This window comes from Neptuniibacter marinus (assembly GCF_965223595.1).
Classification (GTDB): domain Bacteria; phylum Pseudomonadota; class Gammaproteobacteria; order Pseudomonadales; family Balneatricaceae; genus Neptuniibacter; species Neptuniibacter marinus.
Map to the genome: position 1 here is coordinate 188,808 of NZ_OZ245004.1, position 19,855 is coordinate 208,662.

At 43.6% G+C, this 19,855-nt stretch carries 16 protein-coding genes; 11 read left to right on the top strand and 5 right to left on the bottom strand.

Annotated elements, in window-relative coordinates:
• Positions 1–57 precede the first annotated feature (57 nt).
• Positions 58–2,268, top strand: a complete 2,211-nt coding sequence (gene uvrD, locus ACOQOE_RS00870) for a DNA helicase II (protein ID WP_067869115.1) — start codon at positions 58–60, stop codon at positions 2,266–2,268.
• 15 nt (positions 2,269–2,283) lie between these two features.
• Here the strand turns inward: uvrD and ACOQOE_RS00875 are convergent, their stop codons facing one another.
• Positions 2,284–3,168 carry an AraC family transcriptional regulator gene (locus ACOQOE_RS00875; RefSeq protein ID WP_420554683.1) on the bottom strand — a complete coding sequence of 295 codons (885 nt, stop codon included), beginning with the start codon at positions 3,166–3,168 and terminating at the stop codon, positions 2,284–2,286.
• 289 nt (positions 3,169–3,457) lie between these two features.
• Between ACOQOE_RS00875 and ACOQOE_RS00880 the strand changes: the two genes are divergently transcribed.
• The 7 genes from ACOQOE_RS00880 (at position 3,458) to ACOQOE_RS00910 (ending at position 10,975) form a co-directional block, all read left to right on the top strand.
• On the top strand, positions 3,458–4,219 hold the full coding sequence (locus tag ACOQOE_RS00880) for a nuclear transport factor 2 family protein (protein WP_420554684.1): 762 nt from the start codon (positions 3,458–3,460) through the stop codon (positions 4,217–4,219).
• A gap of 368 nt (positions 4,220–4,587) precedes the next feature.
• Positions 4,588–4,881 (top strand): hypothetical protein, encoded by a 294-nt coding sequence (locus ACOQOE_RS00885; protein WP_420554685.1) that lies wholly within the window; start codon positions 4,588–4,590, stop codon positions 4,879–4,881.
• Complete coding sequence (locus ACOQOE_RS00890) at positions 4,845–5,546, top strand: ABC transporter substrate binding protein (RefSeq protein WP_420554686.1); 702 nt, start codon at positions 4,845–4,847, stop codon at positions 5,544–5,546. Before ACOQOE_RS00885 ends, ACOQOE_RS00890 begins: the two co-directional genes overlap by 37 nt.
• Before the next feature lie 9 nt (positions 5,547–5,555).
• Positions 5,556–7,127 (top strand): ATP-binding protein, encoded by a 1,572-nt coding sequence (locus tag ACOQOE_RS00895; RefSeq protein WP_420554687.1) that lies wholly within the window; start codon positions 5,556–5,558, stop codon positions 7,125–7,127.
• Between the two features lie 57 nt (positions 7,128–7,184).
• Positions 7,185–9,311, top strand: a complete 2,127-nt coding sequence (locus ACOQOE_RS00900; protein ID WP_067869103.1) for a TonB-dependent receptor plug domain-containing protein — start codon at positions 7,185–7,187, stop codon at positions 9,309–9,311.
• Positions 9,312–9,339: 28 nt separating this feature from the next.
• Positions 9,340–10,164, top strand: a complete 825-nt coding sequence (locus ACOQOE_RS00905) for a citrate/2-methylcitrate synthase (protein WP_303417524.1) — start codon at positions 9,340–9,342, stop codon at positions 10,162–10,164.
• Positions 10,151–10,975, top strand: a complete 825-nt coding sequence (locus ACOQOE_RS00910) for a citrate/2-methylcitrate synthase (protein WP_067869096.1) — start codon at positions 10,151–10,153, stop codon at positions 10,973–10,975. The genes ACOQOE_RS00905 and ACOQOE_RS00910 overlap by 14 nt, the downstream gene beginning before the upstream one ends.
• Before the next feature lie 13 nt (positions 10,976–10,988).
• On the opposite strand, the gene ACOQOE_RS00915 is transcribed toward ACOQOE_RS00910, so the two are convergent.
• Both ACOQOE_RS00915 and ACOQOE_RS00920 read right to left on the bottom strand, forming a co-directional pair.
• Positions 10,989–12,776 (bottom strand): thiamine pyrophosphate-binding protein, encoded by a 1,788-nt coding sequence (locus ACOQOE_RS00915; RefSeq protein WP_420554688.1) that lies wholly within the window; start codon positions 12,774–12,776, stop codon positions 10,989–10,991.
• A 28-nt stretch (positions 12,777–12,804) separates the two neighbouring features.
• Entirely contained in the window at positions 12,805–15,279 is a 2,475-nt protein-coding gene (locus ACOQOE_RS00920; protein WP_067869093.1) for an EAL domain-containing protein, read from the bottom strand.
• Between the two features lie 455 nt (positions 15,280–15,734).
• Between ACOQOE_RS00920 and ACOQOE_RS00925 the strand changes: the two genes are divergently transcribed.
• From ACOQOE_RS00925 to ACOQOE_RS00935, 3 genes are all read left to right on the top strand, one after another.
• Positions 15,735–16,304 (top strand): DJ-1/PfpI family protein, encoded by a 570-nt coding sequence (locus tag ACOQOE_RS00925; RefSeq protein ID WP_067869091.1) that lies wholly within the window; start codon positions 15,735–15,737, stop codon positions 16,302–16,304.
• A gap of 89 nt (positions 16,305–16,393) precedes the next feature.
• On the top strand, positions 16,394–16,744 hold the full coding sequence (locus tag ACOQOE_RS00930; protein ID WP_067869088.1) for a ribbon-helix-helix domain-containing protein: 351 nt from the start codon (positions 16,394–16,396) through the stop codon (positions 16,742–16,744).
• A 59-nt stretch (positions 16,745–16,803) separates the two neighbouring features.
• Positions 16,804–17,313: a DUF6942 family protein gene (locus ACOQOE_RS00935; protein WP_420554689.1), complete on the top strand. Its 510-nt coding sequence runs from the start codon at positions 16,804–16,806 to the stop codon at positions 17,311–17,313.
• A gap of 10 nt (positions 17,314–17,323) precedes the next feature.
• Here the strand turns inward: ACOQOE_RS00935 and ACOQOE_RS00940 are convergent, their stop codons facing one another.
• Both ACOQOE_RS00940 and oadA read right to left on the bottom strand, forming a co-directional pair.
• Positions 17,324–17,989 (bottom strand): carbonic anhydrase, encoded by a 666-nt coding sequence (locus ACOQOE_RS00940; protein WP_420554690.1) that lies wholly within the window; start codon positions 17,987–17,989, stop codon positions 17,324–17,326.
• Positions 17,990–18,056: 67 nt separating this feature from the next.
• Complete coding sequence (gene oadA / locus ACOQOE_RS00945; protein ID WP_420554691.1) at positions 18,057–19,847, bottom strand: sodium-extruding oxaloacetate decarboxylase subunit alpha; 1,791 nt, start codon at positions 19,845–19,847, stop codon at positions 18,057–18,059.
• Between the last annotated feature and the right edge of the window lie 8 nt (positions 19,848–19,855).

The window sequence follows — 19,855 nt, forward strand, 5'->3', positions numbered from 1 at the left end:
CCATAGCAACTGTTATAATCCTTCACTGATTATTTATACAGTGACTGAAGAGTAGCAATGGACGTAACCCATATAATCGATTCGCTAAATGATGCCCAGCGTAGCGCCGTAACAGCGCCCGTACAGAACCTCCTTGTCCTTGCTGGCGCAGGTTCTGGTAAAACTCGCGTACTGGTCCATCGTATTGCATGGCTTATTCAGATCGAAAAGATGTCACCCTACTCGATTATGGCTGTTACCTTTACCAACAAAGCCGCCAAAGAGATGCGTGGCCGTATAGAAGAGTTGCTCGGCATTAATCCACAAGGCATGTGGGTTGGCACGTTCCATGGTTTAGCCCATCGTTTATTACGTGCTCACTGGCAAGATGCAGGGTTACAAGAAAACTTCCAAATTATGGATAGCGATGACCAGCTTCGTGTCATCAAGCGTCTAGCAAAAGAGATGAACTTGGATGATAAGCGCTGGCCAGCGCGCCAATTCCAGTGGTACATCAACGATAAAAAAGATGAAGGCTTACGCTCAAAACATATAGAGCCCCGTAACGATCCAACTGATCGAAATATGCTTTCCATGTATCAAGCCTATGAAGCCGCTTGTGAACGAGGCGGTATGATAGATTTTGGCGAGCTATTACTACGCTCACTGGAACTACTAAGAGATAAAAACCCTGCGCTACTCGCTCACTATCAGGAGCGTTTTCGTTACATTTTAGTAGATGAGTTTCAAGACACGAATAGCATCCAATATGCATGGTTACAGATGCTATGCGGTGGGCAACGTAAACTAATGGCAGTAGGCGATGATGACCAATCCATCTATGGCTGGCGTGGCGCAAAGATAGAAAATATTCAAAATCTTTCTATCCATTTCCCCGGCACAGAAACCATTAAACTTGAACAAAATTATCGCTCGACTGAAACAATTCTACGTGCAGCCAATGAAGTCATCCGTAATAACCAAGGCCGTCTAGGGAAAGAACTCCATACCGATGCAGGCGAAGGCGAAGCTATCTCGCTCTACTCTGCATTTAATGAGCAAGATGAAGCACGCTTTATCGTCGATCAGATTAGCAAATGGGTGCAAGACGGCAATGTGCGTAGAGAATGTGCCATTCTCTATCGCTCTAATGCTCAATCCCGGGTACTTGAAGAAGCACTGATTCGCAGTGGTGTTCCCTATCGTATATATGGCGGCCAACGCTTTTATGAACGCTTAGAAATTAAAAACGCCCTCTCTTACTTACGTTTACTTAACAATAGAGATGATGATACCTCCATGGAGCGTGTTATTAATGTGCCTACACGCGGTATAGGTACACGTACGGTGGAAATCATTCGTGAACATGCCCGTAGCCAATCGATCTCGATGTGGCGCGCATCAAATGAGATTGTAGAGCTAAAACGCTTGCCCGCTCGCGCCACCAATGCTCTACAGTCATTTATCGATTTAATTAACCAAATGGCACAAGACACCGAAGACACCCTGCTCCATGAACAAACAGAACATGTGATTCAACATGCAGGTTTGGTTGAACACCATAAAAAAGAGAAAGGCGAAAAAGCCCAGTCCCGAATCGAAAACTTAGAGGAACTCGTCACCGCTGCCAAGCAGTTTAACAGTCAGTGGGATGAGTTTTTGGATGAGGAGTTTAACTCTCCACTCGCCGCATTCTTAGATCAAGCAGCCTTAGACTCCGGCGACACCCAAGCTGATGATTTCCAAGATAGTGTCCAGTTAATGACCTTACATTCAGCCAAAGGCTTAGAATTCCCTCAAGTCTTCTTAGCGGGGGTTGAGGAAGGTCTCTTTCCACACAAGATGTCTATCGAGGAACCTGGCCGCCTCGAAGAGGAGCGCCGCCTCTGTTACGTCGGGATTACCCGCGCTATGCAAAAGCTCTACATCACTTATGCGGAATCACGCCGTTTACATGGCCAAGATAATTACAACCGCCCCTCTCGTTTCATTAAAGAGATTCCAAATGAACTGATTGAGGAGGTGCGCCTCAACGCTAGCGTTAGTCGGCCAATGACTAGCCGCTACAATGATTCTGGCAGTAGTCTATTTGGTAGTAACTCACTCAGTAGCAGTGAAATTCCCGAAACAAATCTGGCGCTAGGGCAACGTGTTAACCACAGTAAGTTTGGTGAAGGTACAGTGCTAAACTTTGAAGGGTCTGGTGCTAAAGCTCGAGTGCAAGTGAATTTCGACTATGAAGGGAGTAAATGGTTAGTGGTTGGGTTTGCAAATCTACAAACTATATAAAAAAACAGCCCTATTCTATATAGGATTAGGGTTATGATTTCCCCGAGCATTTCGCTGAAAAACGCTTGGGGTTGTGCCAAGTACACGTTTAAAGAATTTGATAAAGTTCGTCGTCTCACTAAAACCTAGATAAAACCCCACTTCAGCCACCGATGCACGACTATGCGCTAAAATTCGCTGTGCCTCCAAAGCAATACGACGATCTATAACTACTTTTGCAGAGACCCCTTCATATTTTAGACAGGCGCGACTTAAAGTACTTTGTGCATAACCTAGACGCTGCGCATAATAATTCAGACTATGCTGCGCAGTATATTGTTGCTCTAACAACTGAATAAAAAGCTGGTATGTCTTTTGTGATCGACTAGGCAGGCTAACCATTGATGAGAGCTGATCCTGCCAACGGGCTAAACGAAGCAAAATACTTAATACTTCATGCCTCACCAACGCAATATCCAACTGGGAGCCATTAAAAGCAGTAAAATCCCGCCTTAGTCTTAACAATGCAGCCAATAAGTCATCATAAAGCGAGCTAGGTAATAAGGTGCAATTCTGCCAACGATCAAGTGCCAGTAAGCTGCTATCCGCTGCATACATATTATCGCCATAAGGTAACGACTTAGGATTAATCAACACCACTTCAGCATCTAACTCAGCATAATCACTCCACTCCTGAACCTGACCTGGGCGCACAAACAGCAATGAGCCCGTCGATAACCCATACTCAACAAAATCCACACTATGCTTGCCGCTACCTGCTGTCACTAATATCAATATGTAAAACTCAAGCCGCTCGGCAACCGCTGGCAACTTATCACGCATATCTTCCAGCCGAATAGGCTCAATACCTAAAGCGGTTAGTTCTTTATTTTCAAATGAGGTCTGTTTAATCGGCTCCATCACTTTCCCAAATCACATATTTTTAATAAACGCTCGATTTTGATCATTATAAACAATATAGCTACCTCTCCATAAGGCACTATTTCTAAGAAGATAGCTAAAGAAAAAGAGAACTAGACATAAATACACCACGAGCTAATAGCGGTTTCTATCTTATTTGGACATAACCCACATGAACCTAAAAAATAGTAAAACAATAATGATCAAAACCATACGCTGCACGGCAATCGCCGGATTACTCGCCACTACATGTGTATCCAACACAATGGCAGAAACAGGAGAAACGCAAATGAGTTATAAACAAAAAGTGGTCGACTTGCTTAAAAGCATAGAGACAAATGAATCAAAGCCTGTCTCCTATATAAACCCTAACCAATACACACAACACAACTTAGCAGTTGCCGATGGTTTAAGCGGTTTCGGTGCGGTCTTAGCTGCCCTACCGGCAAACTCAGCGGAGGTAAATACAGTCCGCGCATTCCAAGACGGTAACTATGTTTTCACCCATACGGAGTATAATTTCTTTGGACCTAAAATAGGTTTTGATATTTTCCGTTTTGAAGATGACTTAATTGTTGAACATTGGGATAACCTGCAAGAGACTCCGAAAACTACAAACCCGAGTGGTCGCACTATGATCGACGGTGCTCTAGAGATAACAGACCATAACAAAAGTGAAGCCAACAAAACGCTCGTTACAAACTTTGTGACTGATATTTTACTCAATGGCGAAATGAGCAAACTACAAAGTTACTTTAATGGTGATCACTATATTCAACACAACCCTAGTATTGCCGATGGTTTATCTGGATTAGGGGCGGCATTGGAAGCCCTTACAAAACAAGGTATTCAGATGAAGTATGAAAAAGTCCACCACGTTTTGGGAGAAGGAAACTTTGTTTTAGTGGTGAGCGAAGGCAGTTTCGCAGAGCAGCACACATCCTTTTATGACCTTTTTCGGGTAGAAAACGGAAAGATCGCCGAGCATTGGGACACCATCGAAGCAATACCAACCAAAGACACATGGAAAAACAACAACGGTAAATTTTAAACCTGATTAGCTTATAATCATCGGCTTATAAATAGTCACCAAAAGACCCTCTGATTTTCAGTGTCGCAGAGGGTCTCTTACACCATATAACCTAATAAAGCAGACAAGGCCTGTAGATAGATCATCCTCATTTATCTCAACCATAGCCTGATCTTACCATGCAAAAATAGACACAATTTTTTCCAGCATAAAGCTCCCTTACCTTGGTTTATCTGCACAGTTAAACCTACCTATCGAGATCAATATCAATTCAGGTTATACTTGGTAAAAAGTGCTCGTTAGCTCCATAGGAAGCAATTAAGACCATCTAAATTTTACCTTCCTCCCTCTAAATCTTATACAAAATAGATACAGACCAATCACTGCTTATGGCGAGAATTAAACGGATTTTTTATAGACCTAAACAACTCATCTGTCGATGGCTCTTGTCCTGTATAGCCTTATGCTTAACCTTTTTCAGCTATCCATTAGCGGCTGCAACGCTCGCGGTTATATACCCCGATCTGCCACCACCCTACCAACAGGTTTTTGAGCAAATACTTGAAGGGGTTGAGGCTCAGCATGCAGGGAAAGTAATTAAATACTCTATAGATAAACCGCTAGCGCCCGATGCCCTACTAAAAAAATGGAAACAGATGGTATTGACCGAGTCATCACATTAGGGCGTAGGGGCTATGCATACAACAAGATCCTCCGAGGAAAATACCCTTTTGTTACAGGGGCTCTACCCATAAAACCCAACGATATATCTGGTGTCAGCTTAATCGCCGATCCTGCAAACCTGTTTGATCAATTAAAAATACTATCGCCAAACACTCGCCAAATTCACGTGGTATACACAGACCAAAGTCAATGGCTAATTGAAAAAGCACAACGAGCAGCCGCCAAAAAGAAGCTAAAGCTGATCACCGCAAAAGTTGCTGATTTAAGTGAAGCCATTGAGCGCTATCAAAAAATTTTCCAAGAAGCAAACAGCCTTACCGACGCTATTTGGTTGCCGTTAGATACAACTACTGCTAACCAAAACGTCATATTGCCCCTATTACTGCGCGAATCATGGGATAGAAACTTTGTCGTTTTCTCGAGTAAACCAGGCCATGTCCGTCGTGGTTTCCTTTTTACCCTTTTCCCCGACAATATGCAGGATGGTTCCCGTTTGGCCCGTATGGTGGCAAATATGAAGAAGGGAGAGAAAGGTCCTGGTGTAGAACTATCCCTAACTCGACAAGTGGGTGTGAACTTGAGAACCGCCTCCCACTTAGGCTTAGAATATAACGCAACAATGAAAAACTCTTTTTATCAGACTTTTCCTCAATCCGGATTTTAGGGCATATAGATGATATTTTTTGGTCGACACAGACATAAAAGTATTTGGCAGCAACTGCTCTTGTTTCTGATTGTATCTATCTGCCTACTCTCTATTACCAGCTCAGTCACCGCGGTATGGGTCTCGTATAATCAATCCCGACAAGTTCTGCAGCAAAATTCATTACGCATAGCTGATAACTTAGCCCATCTCAGCGTGCTCTCCTTGATCACTGCAAGCAAAGAAAATGCACATGACGCTCTATCCCAGGTACTAGGCTTCAACGATGTTACTGGTGTCGCTATTTTCTCAGACAGCCTAGATCTATTGCTTAAGCAAGGGGATGTCGATTGGAAAAATTCCGACTTAGATCTTTGGTTCCCGATTAACGCCGCCACGACAGTCAAAAATACAGGAAGCGCTTGGTTTATTGCCGCCCCCGTCTACTTGGAAAATACCGATCCATTAAGCAACGATAGCGGTGCTCAAGAATTCAGTTTAGAGAACAATACAAAATCGCTACTTGGTTACGTTATGATTAAAGTGTCCAAAGAGTCCCTTGTTAAGCTGATTAATAACCTCATCATCTACAATCTGCTCGTCACGTTAATCATATCCATACTGTTAATCTGGCTCTTAAATAGAGGACTTCGTCATCTAACAAGCCCCCTTTCCCAACTATCTGAAACGATGAATGAGGCACAAACCTCAGGCGATCATCTAGTTGCAGAAATCGAAGGGCCTAGAGAAGTTCAACAAATGGCGAGAAGCTTCAATGCCATGATGAACTCCTTAGAGCAGCAAGAAAACAAGCTCATAGAATTAAACACAGGCCTTGAATCTGAAGTTGAAGTCCGTACTCATGAACTAGTCGCCGCGCGTGATACAGCATTAGTTGCCATGAGGACTCAATCGGAGTTCCTCGCCAATATCAGTCACGAACTACGCACTCCTCTACAAGCTGTAACTAGTTATATTGAATTGGTTACAGAAGAGCTTGAAATACATCCTGAATTTGACACTCAAGTTGAGGACCTTAATTCAGCCTTACATTCTTCACAGCGGCTTTTAAACCTAATTAACGCCATCTTAGATTTAGCTAAATGTGAAGCCGGTAAAATGGATCTGAGCGCACAGCAATGCTCACTCACCGATCTAATCAAAGAGACTGAAAATACTATACGTCCACTGGCCGCAAAAAATAAAAATCGTTTCACCATCGACCACCCTTCTGGGGATCTTTACTTAAATGTAGACAAAGAAAAGATTCAGCAAATATTACTCAACCTATTATCAAATGCCTGCAAATTCACAGAGCAGGGAGAGATCTCTCTTAAGTGCTATCTGGAGCAAAATAAAATTTATTGGGAAGTCGCCGATACAGGAATAGGTATTCCTAAAGAACAGCTTGCTCAAGTATTTAATAAGTTCAAACAGGTCGACGGAAGTGTAAAACGCAAGTATGGAGGCACCGGGCTAGGACTGGCTATAGCAAAACACTATGCCGAAATGATGGGAGGTTCCGTCACTGTATCAAGCAAACCCAATAAGGGTAGTGTTTTTACATTCTGGATAACTATACCCAATGAAGAAAAGTATTAAGCTGGTAATTCACTCACCAGCCACTACAATAACTTGGGGTTATTTAAAGTAGGCGTTATGAAAAAAAGGCTAAGCATACTCACACTGCTAACATCTCTCTTTGCCCAGGTTACTGCGGCTGAAGAGAACAACTTCGCCCCAGGAAGCGAATTTGCAGATTTCTTTGGCGAGGAGGCCTTAGTTAGTATTGCTACAGGAACACATACACCGATCAGCAAAGCGCCCTCAGTAGCCAGTGTTATTAACGCAGAAACGATTTCATCTATGGGTGTAACCCACCTGTTCGAAGTCTTAGAGCGTATACCCGGCCTACACTTAATGCCATCCGATTTAAGCCGCCTAGACCCCGTACTTTCAGTCCGAGGAATACAAACAGGCTTCAACCCACAGATATTAATCTTACTTAACGGTATTGAGCTAAAACATAACTACAACGGTGGCCTTGCTTTTACCTTTCGCATGCCGGTAAGCAATGTCAGCCGTATAGAGGTTATTCGAGGCCCAGGGTCAGCGGTCTATGGCGCTGACGCTTTTAGCGGCGTGATCAATATCATTACCCGCACGGCAGCAGAAAACCAACAAGGTGCAGCGGGTATACGTGTTGGCAGTTTTGACAGTAGAGACACTTGGCTACGAAAAGGATTTGTTGAGGATGACTTCTCCGTCTCATTTTCACTCGACAATCAAACCAGTGATGGAGATAGTGGCCGCATTGTAAATACAGACCTACAATCAACCTTCGATGACCTCTACGGAACCAGTGCATCCGAAGCCCCTAACGCCTTACAAACGGGCTATGACGTCACGAATCTACAACTTGATCTATCACTAGGTAATTGGTCTTGGAAAAACTGGTATTGGAAGCAGGATAGCGCAGGGGTCGGCCAAGGGGGATCTCTCGCAATAGACTCCACCGGTTATCAAAATGCAGAACAGTTTCTAACTCATCTTAACTATGACAAAGATCTAACAAATCATTTCAATTTCAAAGCTGATTTATCTTACCTGAGAACGGTTAGTGACTCTTACTTCTTACTTTTCCCAGAAGGTAGTGCCTTACCGATTGGGAGTGATGGAAACGCCTTTTCTGACCCCTTTTCCGGCCTTGTCACCTTTACTGATGGGTATATAGGCAACCCCTACTCCCTAGCTGAAACTACACGTTTAGAGCTCGCCGGTATCTATTCAGGCTACGATAATCACACTATAAGGATTGCATCAGGCTGGAGCCAAGACAAGATCCGCACTGAAGAGTATAAAAACTTTGGCCCCGGTGTTATCGATGGCTCAGAAGGTACAGTAGACGGAACACTGACTAACGTAAGCGGTAGTGCCGATATCTATCTGCAACCCCAACGAAGAACTGCATACTTTCTGTCAGCCCAGGATCAGTGGCAGTTAAATAATGACTGGTCATTTACGGCCGGCTTACGCTGGGATAACTATTCAGATTTTGGTAACACCCTCAACCCTCGACTGGCCTTGGTGTGGCTTACTCAACACAACTTAACAACCCGCCTACTTTACGGCACAGCGTTCCGTGCACCCTCTTTCAGTGAACAACATCTAATTAATAATCCAGCGGCTTTGGGTAATCCTGACTTAAAACCGGAAGAGATCGAGACCTATGAATTAGCCTTTGATTATCGCCCTCATTTCGATACCAACCTAAGACTCAGTCTATACAGTTATACCGCCACAGACCTTATTGATACGGTAACCACCGGGAGTATGATCCAATATCAAAATATAGGTAATCAAGATGGTTACGGCGCTGAACTTGAGTGGGATTGGAAAATTAATCCACAGCTCAGCCTCAACGCCAACTATGCCTACCAACATGCAACAAATGCAGATACCAATATGCCTGTTGCTAACGTACCTCAACATAGCACTTATATAGACTTAAATTACACACTGTCACCTAACTGGTCAGGCTCTCTCCAACATTATTGGATAGGCTCTAGAGAAAGAGAGGAAGGGGACAATAGAGCTAAGGTCAGCGATTACCATTGGGTCAATGCGAAGGTCACACACGACATGTTAAAAAAACAGGTACGACTCGCATTGATCGTAAAAAATCTGTTTGATACTTATGCAAGCGAACCTTCAAGCAGCTCCATTCCTGATGATTACCCACTCGAAGGCAGAAGTATTTGGGCTGAAATAGAGTATCGCTTCTAAAATTTACCTATAGAGATTTAGAGTAACCATGGTAAAAAAAGTAGATGAACATAGCCGTAACGATGCCTTCTGTGAAAAAACTAGCACATCCATCTGGCAGGAAACACCCTCAACAACCAATCCATACACTGTAAGTGAGGCACGCTGCCACGGTTACGAACACCTCGCTTTAATTAATAATCGCAGCTATACCGAAGTGCTCTTCCTTATGTTTCAGGGTGAACTACCTACTCCCGAGCAGCATCAGCTATTTGAACATTTATTAACAAGCCTTATTCATCCCGGACCTCGGCATAATGCCTGTCGAGCTGCAATGAATGCCGCTGTAAGTAAAACTCATGTTAGCCACATTCTTCCTTTGTCACTAAACGTACTCAGTGGTGAACAAGGAGGTAGCCATGAGGTGTTCCAAGCGATGAAATACCTACAAAATAATCAGCAAGTCACACCTCGAATGGGCGCACAAGCATTAACCCAAGCAGCCAAAATACTCGTAGCTCAAACCGATGAAGGAGACATTATTCCAGCGCCAGGGTTTGGTACCTTCTATGGCAGCATTGATAGCTATACACAAAAAATCGCCGATAACGTTTTTAATCACTGTTCTCCGGGCCCTCACTTACGTTGGGCGCACGCGATGCTGGACGGTATAGATGAAGAGCTAACGTTAAGCTGGAGAATCGCAGGCCTAGCTGGCGCATGTCTGCTCGACTTAGGTTTTACTCCCTATACAGGGGAACTTATTTTCCAAATAGCCTGTGCACCAGGTATTGCAGCACAAGCAGCAGAAAAATCGAATAGCCCGATTACTGAAATGCCCTTCCTAGCCGAGGAAAACTATGTCATCAAATAAGACGGATCCCTGCTGGAAGCATTGGGATCAACATCGAAATAAAATCACCAGCAATAAAGGGGGCTGGAAGATCGGCGATGCAGTCTATAACCACGGATACTCGATGATGGACGACCTAATCGGTCAAATATCTTGGTTCCAACTGCTGGTTTTAAATACCACGGGGCGTCTGCCTGATAAAAACTTAGCCACTTGGTTGGAAAACTGTTTTAGCTGTTTGAGCTGGCCCGATTCACGTATATGGTGCAATCAAATAGCGGCATTAGCCGGATCGGTAAAAACACGCCCTGTCGCAGCGATTAGTGCAGGAATCCAAGCATCAGATGCATTACTTTATGGCCCAGGCGTTATCACCCCTTGTCTAAAATTCATTCAACAAGCCCGAGAAGATAAAAATCAAGGGCAAACGCTATTTGAACTTATTCAAAACAGACAAGGGAATAATCACAGTCTCCCTGGCTTTGCCCGCCCTATAGCTAAAGGGGATGAGCGTGTTACAGCAATGTATCGCTTAAGCAGAGAACTAGGTTTCGAGATAGGCCCCCATGAGAGCCTAGCACTAGAGATCAGTGAATATTTAACGATTCAAGAAGGTGAGTCGATTAACTTTGGGGGATATATGGCAGCCTTTCTTGCCGACCAAGGTTTTTCTGATCCAGATCTAAGCCGCATTATGGCGCTTTGGGTAAGTGCTGGAGTCCACGCCTGTTATGCCGAAGCGGCAGATAATACAGCGGGAAGTTATTTGCCTTTACAGTGCCAAGATATTATCTACACAGGTGTAGCGCCTCGTGATTTGCCAAGCCCTTAACTTAAACAGCGGCTTACTTACTCGAGGCTAATCCTTTAATCCGCTCGCCCATGGGCGGCTCCTCTTCAGGGTCGATTTTTACATCAATTAATGTGGGACCCGAACGAGAAAATAGCGCGGAAAAATCAAGCTTATCTAGCGCGTCAAACGAATCTATACCTATACTCTGGATACCCATTGAAGAGGCCATCGCGGCATAATCGATGACCGGAAGCGCGAAACCTATAGGCTCAGCCCCTCCTAAACGTTGGCCATGCTTGACCATTCCTAGCGCACTATCATTTAAGATAATCATCACTAAAGGCACACCTTGCTGCTGAGCCACCGTAATTTCTTGACCACTCATAAGATAGCTACCATCTCCAGTAATACATAGATGGGGCGCATTAGGGTTGGCGATGGCAGATCCTACAGAGGAGCCTATAGCCCAGCCCATAGAACCATAACCCATAGCGATACGGTAATAACCTTGATCATCACTGCGCAACATATAATGAGTCGCCCAAGCCCAAGCATTACCTGCATCAATAAAAATTCTTGTTTGCTCAGGAAGTGTTTCACCTAAATAATGAAATAGGCGTTGCGGCTTTAAGGGTAGATCGGAGCTACGCGCAAGATCCATTTCTGCTTGGTTTAAAAGCCCTGTCTCTGTACGAGTATCACACTCCCACCAGCGGTCAACGCGTTCCTTACCCTGAAGTTGAGTCGTTAATTTCGCAAATAATTGCGGCAGAGGGCCCAACACATGAAGTCGGGCCATACTCGACTGATTGAAATACTGCGAGATACTATCAATATGAATCAGCTTGTTATTAAGTATGGAGGGCGTCCAACCATTAGTTCCTAGTTCACTTAATCGGGTACCTACCGCTAACAACAAATCATACTGCTGATCCATAACAAGCTTTCTAGCCTGATCATGGCCAGAAAAACCAAAGACACCACAATACAACGGATGTCGCTCATCGATCCAACGCTTCCCCATAGGCCCACTAATCACAGGAATGTTAAAGGTTTCAGCAAATTGAATAATCTGTTTGCCCGCCCGATAACAGTTGTCACCCAGCAGTATTACAATTCTACTGGCCGCTAAGAGCTCTTGTCGCAGTCTGTCTTGGCTAGCTGGATCATTAGTCACCAAATGCTGACGTAAGGCATGGGAGCGAACTATATGCTTCTCAACAAGGGGGGTATTAAAAATATCAGAAGGCACGCTCAGATGAGCAGGGCCTTTTGGTGCTGTATTCGCCGCCATAATAGCGGAGATAAGCACATGCTCAAATTGATCGGGATGAGAGATCAAGGTATTAAATTTAGTGCAATAACGAAACATACCTACAGTATCAATTGCGGTGCTAGAGCTATCCTGCAAAGCTTGTTTTCCAAACTTTGGAAGTGCTGTTTGAGCAGTAATAACCAGCATTGGGATATTATCCGCATAGGCACTTGCTACGCCGGTGATAAGGTTTGTCGCCCCTGGCCCTGTCGTGGCACAACACACACCGAGAGAGTGAACTTCTCGCGCATAGCCATCAGCCATAAATGCCGCTCCAGCTTCATGCCGAGCGATAACCATATCTATCTGTCTTGCATGCGACTGTCTAGCTACGGCATCAAAAAAGGGTTCAATCGCCCCCCCAGGGACACCAAAGACCTTTTTGACATTAATTTGATTGAGATACTCTACCAGTAAATCACTATAACAAGCGCCTTCACCGAGAGAGGTCGCTTGATTACTCTCCCGCGAATTCTGATCTAGAGAGTTATGATTAATATCAATAGGGAGTTCGATCTCCAACATTTTGCGACTCCGGCAAACCCCTTAGATACTAGATACCTAAAGCTTCTATGGGGGCGGGTTTACCAAGAAAATAACCTTGGGCATATTCAACCTTAAACTCTTTCAATAGGTCGAGCGTTTCTTGATCTTCAACAAATTCAGCCACTGTCATTTTTCCAAGCGTCCATGCCACGTCTCTAATAGAGCGGACTAAGGCACGATCAATATCACTATTCTTCAGCTCTTTAACAAAAGAACCATCTATCTTTACTGTCTCCGCAGGGAATGATTTTAGATAAGAGAAGGTACTAAAGCCGGTGCCAAAGTCATCGATAGAAAAAGCACAACCCATTTCAGTTAAAGTTTTCACCATAGCTTGGGTCGCACTCAAATTGGTTAAACTCGCACTCTCTGTCAGCTCAAAAATAACCCGCGCCGGATCAACATTATACTCAGCTAACTTTTGCTCTATTAAGGGTACGAGTTGCTCATTATGGAAGGCTTGAGCCGATAAATTTATTGCAAGCTTAGGCAGTCTCGGATAATCCGCTAAGGTTTTTATCGCTTTCGATATAACATGCTTATCCAATAACGACGCTTCCTGAAAACGCTCAAGAGCCGAAATAAACTCGCCCGGATACACAAGTTTATCGTCAATCACTAAACGTACAAGCGCCTCATAATAAGCAATAGTACCAGTGGGGATGTGATAAACCGGTTGATAATAAAGGACGATATCATCCCGTTCAATGGAGTGCCTTACGGTATACAACCAGTGCATACTCAAGCGTACATCATCGCCCTCTTGATCCTGTTCAGTATGTAAATGAACACCACCTGGGCCATAACGTTTAGCTACATATAAGGCGATGTCCGCTCGCTGTAAATAATCTTGTGGCTTCTCAAGACTGCCATCGATCAAGCTGATACCTACACAACAGCTAACTTTAAAAACCTGATCATCAAACTGATATTGCTCCTCCTCAATCAGCTTGCAAATATGTATAGCAATATCATAAGCCTGTTGTGAATCGGTATCACTTAAAAGGAGAATAAATTCATCACCTCCGATACGAAACAAGCTTTCTGTTTCTGTCATACGCTGCTGTAATTTCTCGGCGACATCTTTAAGAACAATATCGCCTTTCTGATGCCCCTGGGTATCATTGATCGCTTTGAAATGATTTAAATCTATATACAGCAATGCATACTGGATCTGGCTATAACGAGCAAAAGCTGCCACGCGCATTAACTCATTATCAAAGAAGTAACGGTTATGTAGCCCCGTCAAACTATCATGCATCGCTAAATGTTCTAGGCGCTGTTCAGCTCTTCGTCTAGCCGATATATCATCAACCGCTACAAAAACTGACAGCGCTTGCCCTTTACGCTGCATTCCATTGAAACGAGCCTCAACCCAAATCGCCTCGTTAAACTTATCTTTAATTTTAAATTCGAGTCGAAAACGTTCACTCGGCTTGGCAATAATACGGGTAAGCGCATGCTTAATCTCATGTGTCGAACTTAATGGGTCTATATACACAACATCAATAAAGTCACTACCCAAAGCGCTAAATTCAGTTTCACCTATCATTTGTAACCAAGCTTTGTTCACAAAAACAATACGCCCTTGGCTATCAAGTTCTAAAACACCGGTAGTCAGGTTATCAAGAATATTCCTGTGCTCTTGCGCTAAACTCTCCAGTGCCTCTTTACTTTCTTCCAGATGAGCAACCGTCTCTGCAAACTGCTCATTACTGATAAGAAAATCTTCTCTATGTGCCGCGATCTCACACACTTTACGTAATTGATTAGCTTGGAACGGTTTGCTAATAAAGTCAGCGGCACCTTGTAGCACTAAACTCTCGGCCAAATCCATAGTGCCATGAGCCGTCATTATTACAATAGTTTGCGCAGGGTTTTCAGCTAATATCTGCTCCATAACTTCAGGGCCCGACATGCCCGGCAACATCACATCAAGTAGAACAATTGGATGCTTTTTCTCACGCCATTGTGCTAAACCACTGATACCATCTGAGGCTATATCAACTTCAAAACGTTGTTGTAATATTCTCTGTACAAGGTGTGCAGTCTCAGCCGTATCCTCTATAGCTAAAATCCTATCTTTACGTAATTCCCGATGAAGAGCAGCTGGCTGTTCCAATAATTCTTTAAGGCGGGGGTACTGTTCGAAAGGTAAAAGATGGTCGATGTCGAACTCACGAGCTGTTTTTTCAGCAATGCGCTTACACCAGGTAGAGGAAACAATAATAAAAGGAATATCGGCACTACAATTAAATATGCCTGAACGAACCATACGGGCTAATCGCCAACCATCTAGTCCCTCTAAATAAATATCACTAACAACACAATGAATTCGTAACTGCTTTAACATTCCAACCGCAGCAGTACCTGAGCGTGCCACAATAACATTAAAGCCAGTATTTTCTGTTAAATAAGTAGATAGTGTCTCCGATTGTTCAAGATCACCATTAACCAGTAATAGCTGAAGATTACCCGTCATATTGCTCACAGCTATTCTGGTTAGATCTCAAGGAACGATGAGTCTGAAGAGAGAACACCCTAGTGAAACCTTTTAGCATAAAAAGGTTTTGTTTGAGATCTGTCTGCCTAATCTGATTATCCATACACTACCTATTATTATAGTAAATCAGCCCTGCCATAGACTCTCGCATTTAGTTACTCTTTTCAAGATCTAATCTTTGTAGAAAAGTAAAAACCACTAATTATCTGATAAATAAAGCCTATTTGTTACATTAAAACGATCGTTTAATAAGTAACTACAGTTTTTTTATACTAACGTAGTTATTAATAATTAAACGACATCGATTCACCGTATATCGTCCCCGTACTTACCCTTACACCATAAAACCACGTAGTAACCCTCTAATACCTCCTCTGATCTGATGCCTGTTATTTTGTGCGAAGAGATAAACCTAAATTCATACGGAGCAAACCATGAACAATAAAAAAATTCTGATGATCACCGGTGATTTCACTGAAGACTACGAAACAATGGTGCCCTTTCAAACACTTTTAGCCGTCGGTCACAGCGTCGATGCGGTCTGCCCAAATAAAGTTTCGGGAGACACTGTCGCAACAGCAATTCACGACTTTGAAGGAGATCAAACTTATACCGAAAAGCCTGGCCATAAGTTCACCCTGAATGCCTCTTTTGCCGATATTCAGCCAGACGATTACGATGCTTTAGTTATTCCAGGTGGACGGGCGCCTGAATATTTACGCCTTAATCCTAATGTTCTAAAAATGGTGAAGCATTTCTTTGAAACGAACAAACCAGTCGCTGCGGTTTGTCATGGCGCACAAATACTCTCAGCCGCTGACGTATTAAAAGGGAAAAACTGCTCCGCCTATCCCGCTTGTATGCCTGAAATAAACCAGTCCGGTGGGATTTATGCAGAGATAGCGATCGACGCCGCTATTACTGATGGGAATTTAGTAACAGCCCCTGCTTGGCCTGCTCATCCAGCATGGCTATCTCAGTTTATCGCTTTACTAAATAAGTAAGACTAAGAGCGATTACCCCTTAAGGTAGTCGCTCTTTAAAAAACCTCTATAATAAAACACCTATCCTTTAGATCAGGTAGCCGCTCTTCATGTGTAAATTATTTATCAACGCGAATCCTGAGTTATGGAAAAGCAGCACTCGCTCTCTTCGTATAGACGGTATGGTTACTAGCGTTCGTCTGGAAAATTATTTCTGGAGTACTCTAGAAAATATCGCTCAGCGGGATCAGATGAATATTCCCCAGATGCTTACCCGTCTTTATCATGAATCAATCGATGCAGGGCATGACTTAGGCAACTTTACATCCTTTCTAAGAGTCTGTTGTATGCGCTATATCGCTTTACAGTTGACTGGGGATATTCCAGTTGATGGCGAGGTTTCCATTAATACACTTGATGCAGATTCAATCTTAATGAATGAGATAGAGCAGCGACATTAGGCTACTCTACTTGACCTGAAATAACGATAACGCTCCTCATTAACATCGGAACATTTTGTATGGTCGGCTTTGGCGCTAAAGATTTTAACCTTGCTATCTATATTGCTAATAGGCCACCCCTTGATGATTACCAAAACTTATCAACCATCAAAGCACTTCGGCCCGAGGAAGCACACTACATAGGGCAAGCAACGGGTAACCATTGGCGTAAAATATTTAATGTAAGTGCTAAGTTTCTATTTGAGCTTTACCAAGAAAATAAACAATTTGATGCAACATTCACTTGGCAGGATTACCGCGACACCTTTCTATTTCAAGCAGAAAGCAGAGAAGCTTTGCTGTTCTCTCCACCCTCTTTCGAACAGGCAGATACCATCCATATAGTGGCAGGAAAGGCCTACGCTAAACAATTAAAGCTTGCTCACCTAACGTGGTTAGATGAGCATTTTGCAGTCAGTACTCAACAACCTTTGATTCTATGTCCTTATTTAGACTATCGACAACTGAGTAATGCCCGCATCACTCAGCTAGTAGCTCTAGTACGAGCCATACGCAGCGGAAACCTATAAAAGATGATTCCTATTCCGAAAGACTAGAAATAAGCTCCGCATAAAGCTCGTGAAAGTCGCTAAATTCATTATCGTTATGGCGACAGCAGCGTATGGAACCTGACTTAATATCGTAAACCCAACCATGAATCTCAATTTTTCCCGTCGCTAATTTAGCGGCAACAACAGGATGGGTGCGAAGATGTTGAACTTGTTGCAGTACATTTTCTTCAATCGCTTCATTTAAATGACAAGAATCAACTCCTTGGTTCCAAGGAATTTCATTACGCTCACGAACAATCTCCATCGCTGAACGGCAATGCCCAAGCCACTCTTTAACATGAGGCAACCCATTTAACGCCTCAATATCCAATGCGCCTTTAATCGCACCGCAGTCGGTATGACCACAGATAATAATATGCCGCACTCCTAGTACAGCTACCGCATATTCGATCGAAGCGGTCATACCACCGGTTTCATTATTATGAGGCGGAATAATATTACCTGCATTACGGCAAATAAAGAGATCCCCAGGATGGGACCCTGTAACTAGATTAGGATCAATCCGTGAATCGGAACAGGTAATGAAAAGTATTTCTGGGCTCTGCCCTTGATCAGCAAGCTCACCAAAAAGATCTTTCCGCTTTGGGTAAACATTGAGTTTAAAATCCAGCACACCCTTAATGATTTTTTCCATAATAACTCACTCGTATCTAAAAAAAGTCTGCGAAATCAATAACTCGATCCGCAGACTAATGGGGTTTTCAACCAATATCAATCAGAATCTCGCCAGGGGTAACACGGTCCCCTTTTTGAACATAAACCGCCTTAACCGTTCCATCCACGTTCGCGTGAACCTCCATCTCCATTTTCATCGCTTCAATCACCATAACCCCTTGACCTGCGGTCACTGTGTCACCCTCTTGCGCTAATACCTCAACTACATTACCCGGCATTGCCGCACTAACATGACCTGGGTCCGTTGCACGTTTTCGCCCTTTGGTATCATCAGCAACAAACTCATTTAAGGCTTCGAACACAACCTCTTCAGGCATACCATCAAGTGATATATAAAGCTTACGCTTTCCAGTACCCGCATCACCCACACCTGTAATAGCCACTTCATAGCTCTCGCCGTGAACATCGATTAAAAATTCAGACGCTGCAACGGGAGCTGGCGAACTATTAAGAGCAGTCAGAACCTCAGGCTCTAAGGTTCCCGCTTCACGCTGCTGTAGATATTCCTTGCCTAAATCAGGGAACATAGCGTAGGTCAGTACATCTTCCTCATTTTTAGCCAGCGAGCCAATCTCATCACTTAATTTTTGGAACTCAGGTACTAATAAATCCGCTGGACGTCCTTCATTGCTGACTTCTGCGCCTATGGCCTGCTGTTGTAGCTCAGCATTTACAGGCGCAGGTGGGCGGCCATATCCACCGAGTAAATAGCGCTTAACTTCATTAGTAATTGTTTTATACCGCTGCCCCGCCAATACATTATAGACTGCTTGGGTTCCAACAATTTGAGAGGTTGGCGTAACTAATGGTGGATAACCGAGGTCTTTCCTTACACGGGGGATTTCAGCAAACACATCACGAATAGAATCCAATGCGTTTTGCTCTTTTAGCTGATTTGCTAAGTTAGACATCATGCCGCCTGGAACTTGATTGATCTGTACTGATATATCCTCGCGTGTAAACTCACTTTCGAACTGATGATATTTTTTACGTACTTCTCGGAAATAATCTGCTATCTCCGATAACAACTCAAGATCTAATCCTGTATCAAACTTACTGCCCTTCAACGCAGCCACTTGGGATTCAGTCGCAGGATGGCTTGTACCACCAGCAAATGAGGAGATCGCGGTATCAATTACATCAGCACCGGCTTCAATAGCCTTCATTTGACAGAGCGGTGCAAGTCCTGATGTAGAATGGCTATGTACCACTAAAGGTAGATCAACGGCCTGTTTTATCGCTTTAACCAAAGCATAAGTATCATAAGGGCTAAGCAGACCTGCCATATCTTTTATGGCAATCGAGTCAGCCCCCATATTTTTCAGATCAATAGCTTGCTGTACAAAGAGTTCATTAGTGTGCACAGGGCTAGTGGTATAACAGATAGTTCCCTGCGCATGTTTGCCTGCTTTTTTAACGGCTTTCATCGCACGCTCAATGTTGCGAAGATCATTCAATGCATCAAAGACACGAAACACATCAATACCATTGTCCGCAGCTTTCTGCACAAAACGGTCGACAACATCATCCGCATAATGGCGATAGCCTAGTAAGTTCTGACCTCGTAGCAACATCTGAAGGCGGGTATTAGGTAAGGCTTTACGAAGTTGACGCAAACGCTCCCAAGGATCTTCTTTAAGGAAGCGAATGCAGGCATCAAAGGTTGCTCCACCCCATGCTTCCAACGACCAATATCCCACTTTATCTAATTTTTCACAAATAGGTAGCATGTCCTCTGTTCGCATACGGGTAGCGATAAGAGACTGATGCGCATCTCGCAGAACAACATCGGTAATTTCTATCTTTTTCGTAGTCATAACTTAAT

What these genes read in the sequence shown, in the direction of transcription:
- uvrD (WP_067869115.1), top strand. Translation starts at nt 58, where the DNA reads ATGGACGTAACCCATATAATCGATTCGCTAAATGATGCCCAGCGTAGC.
- ACOQOE_RS00875 (WP_420554683.1), bottom strand. Translation starts at nt 3,168, where the DNA reads ATGGAGCCGATTAAACAGACCTCATTTGAAAATAAAGAACTAACCGCT.
- ACOQOE_RS00880 (WP_420554684.1), top strand. Translation starts at nt 3,458, where the DNA reads ATGAGTTATAAACAAAAAGTGGTCGACTTGCTTAAAAGCATAGAGACA.
- ACOQOE_RS00885 (WP_420554685.1), top strand. Translation starts at nt 4,588, where the DNA reads ATGGCGAGAATTAAACGGATTTTTTATAGACCTAAACAACTCATCTGT.
- ACOQOE_RS00890 (WP_420554686.1), top strand. Translation starts at nt 4,845, where the DNA reads ATGGAAACAGATGGTATTGACCGAGTCATCACATTAGGGCGTAGGGGC.
- ACOQOE_RS00895 (WP_420554687.1), top strand. Translation starts at nt 5,556, where the DNA reads ATGATATTTTTTGGTCGACACAGACATAAAAGTATTTGGCAGCAACTG.
- ACOQOE_RS00900 (WP_067869103.1), top strand. Translation starts at nt 7,185, where the DNA reads ATGAAAAAAAGGCTAAGCATACTCACACTGCTAACATCTCTCTTTGCC.
- ACOQOE_RS00905 (WP_303417524.1), top strand. Translation starts at nt 9,340, where the DNA reads ATGGTAAAAAAAGTAGATGAACATAGCCGTAACGATGCCTTCTGTGAA.
- ACOQOE_RS00910 (WP_067869096.1), top strand. Translation starts at nt 10,151, where the DNA reads ATGTCATCAAATAAGACGGATCCCTGCTGGAAGCATTGGGATCAACAT.
- ACOQOE_RS00915 (WP_420554688.1), bottom strand. Translation starts at nt 12,776, where the DNA reads ATGTTGGAGATCGAACTCCCTATTGATATTAATCATAACTCTCTAGAT.
- ACOQOE_RS00920 (WP_067869093.1), bottom strand. Translation starts at nt 15,279, where the DNA reads ATGACGGGTAATCTTCAGCTATTACTGGTTAATGGTGATCTTGAACAA.
- ACOQOE_RS00925 (WP_067869091.1), top strand. Translation starts at nt 15,735, where the DNA reads ATGAACAATAAAAAAATTCTGATGATCACCGGTGATTTCACTGAAGAC.
- ACOQOE_RS00930 (WP_067869088.1), top strand. Translation starts at nt 16,394, where the DNA reads ATGTGTAAATTATTTATCAACGCGAATCCTGAGTTATGGAAAAGCAGC.
- ACOQOE_RS00935 (WP_420554689.1), top strand. Translation starts at nt 16,804, where the DNA reads ATGGTCGGCTTTGGCGCTAAAGATTTTAACCTTGCTATCTATATTGCT.
- ACOQOE_RS00940 (WP_420554690.1), bottom strand. Translation starts at nt 17,989, where the DNA reads ATGGAAAAAATCATTAAGGGTGTGCTGGATTTTAAACTCAATGTTTAC.
- oadA (WP_420554691.1), bottom strand. Translation starts at nt 19,847, where the DNA reads ATGACTACGAAAAAGATAGAAATTACCGATGTTGTTCTGCGAGATGCG.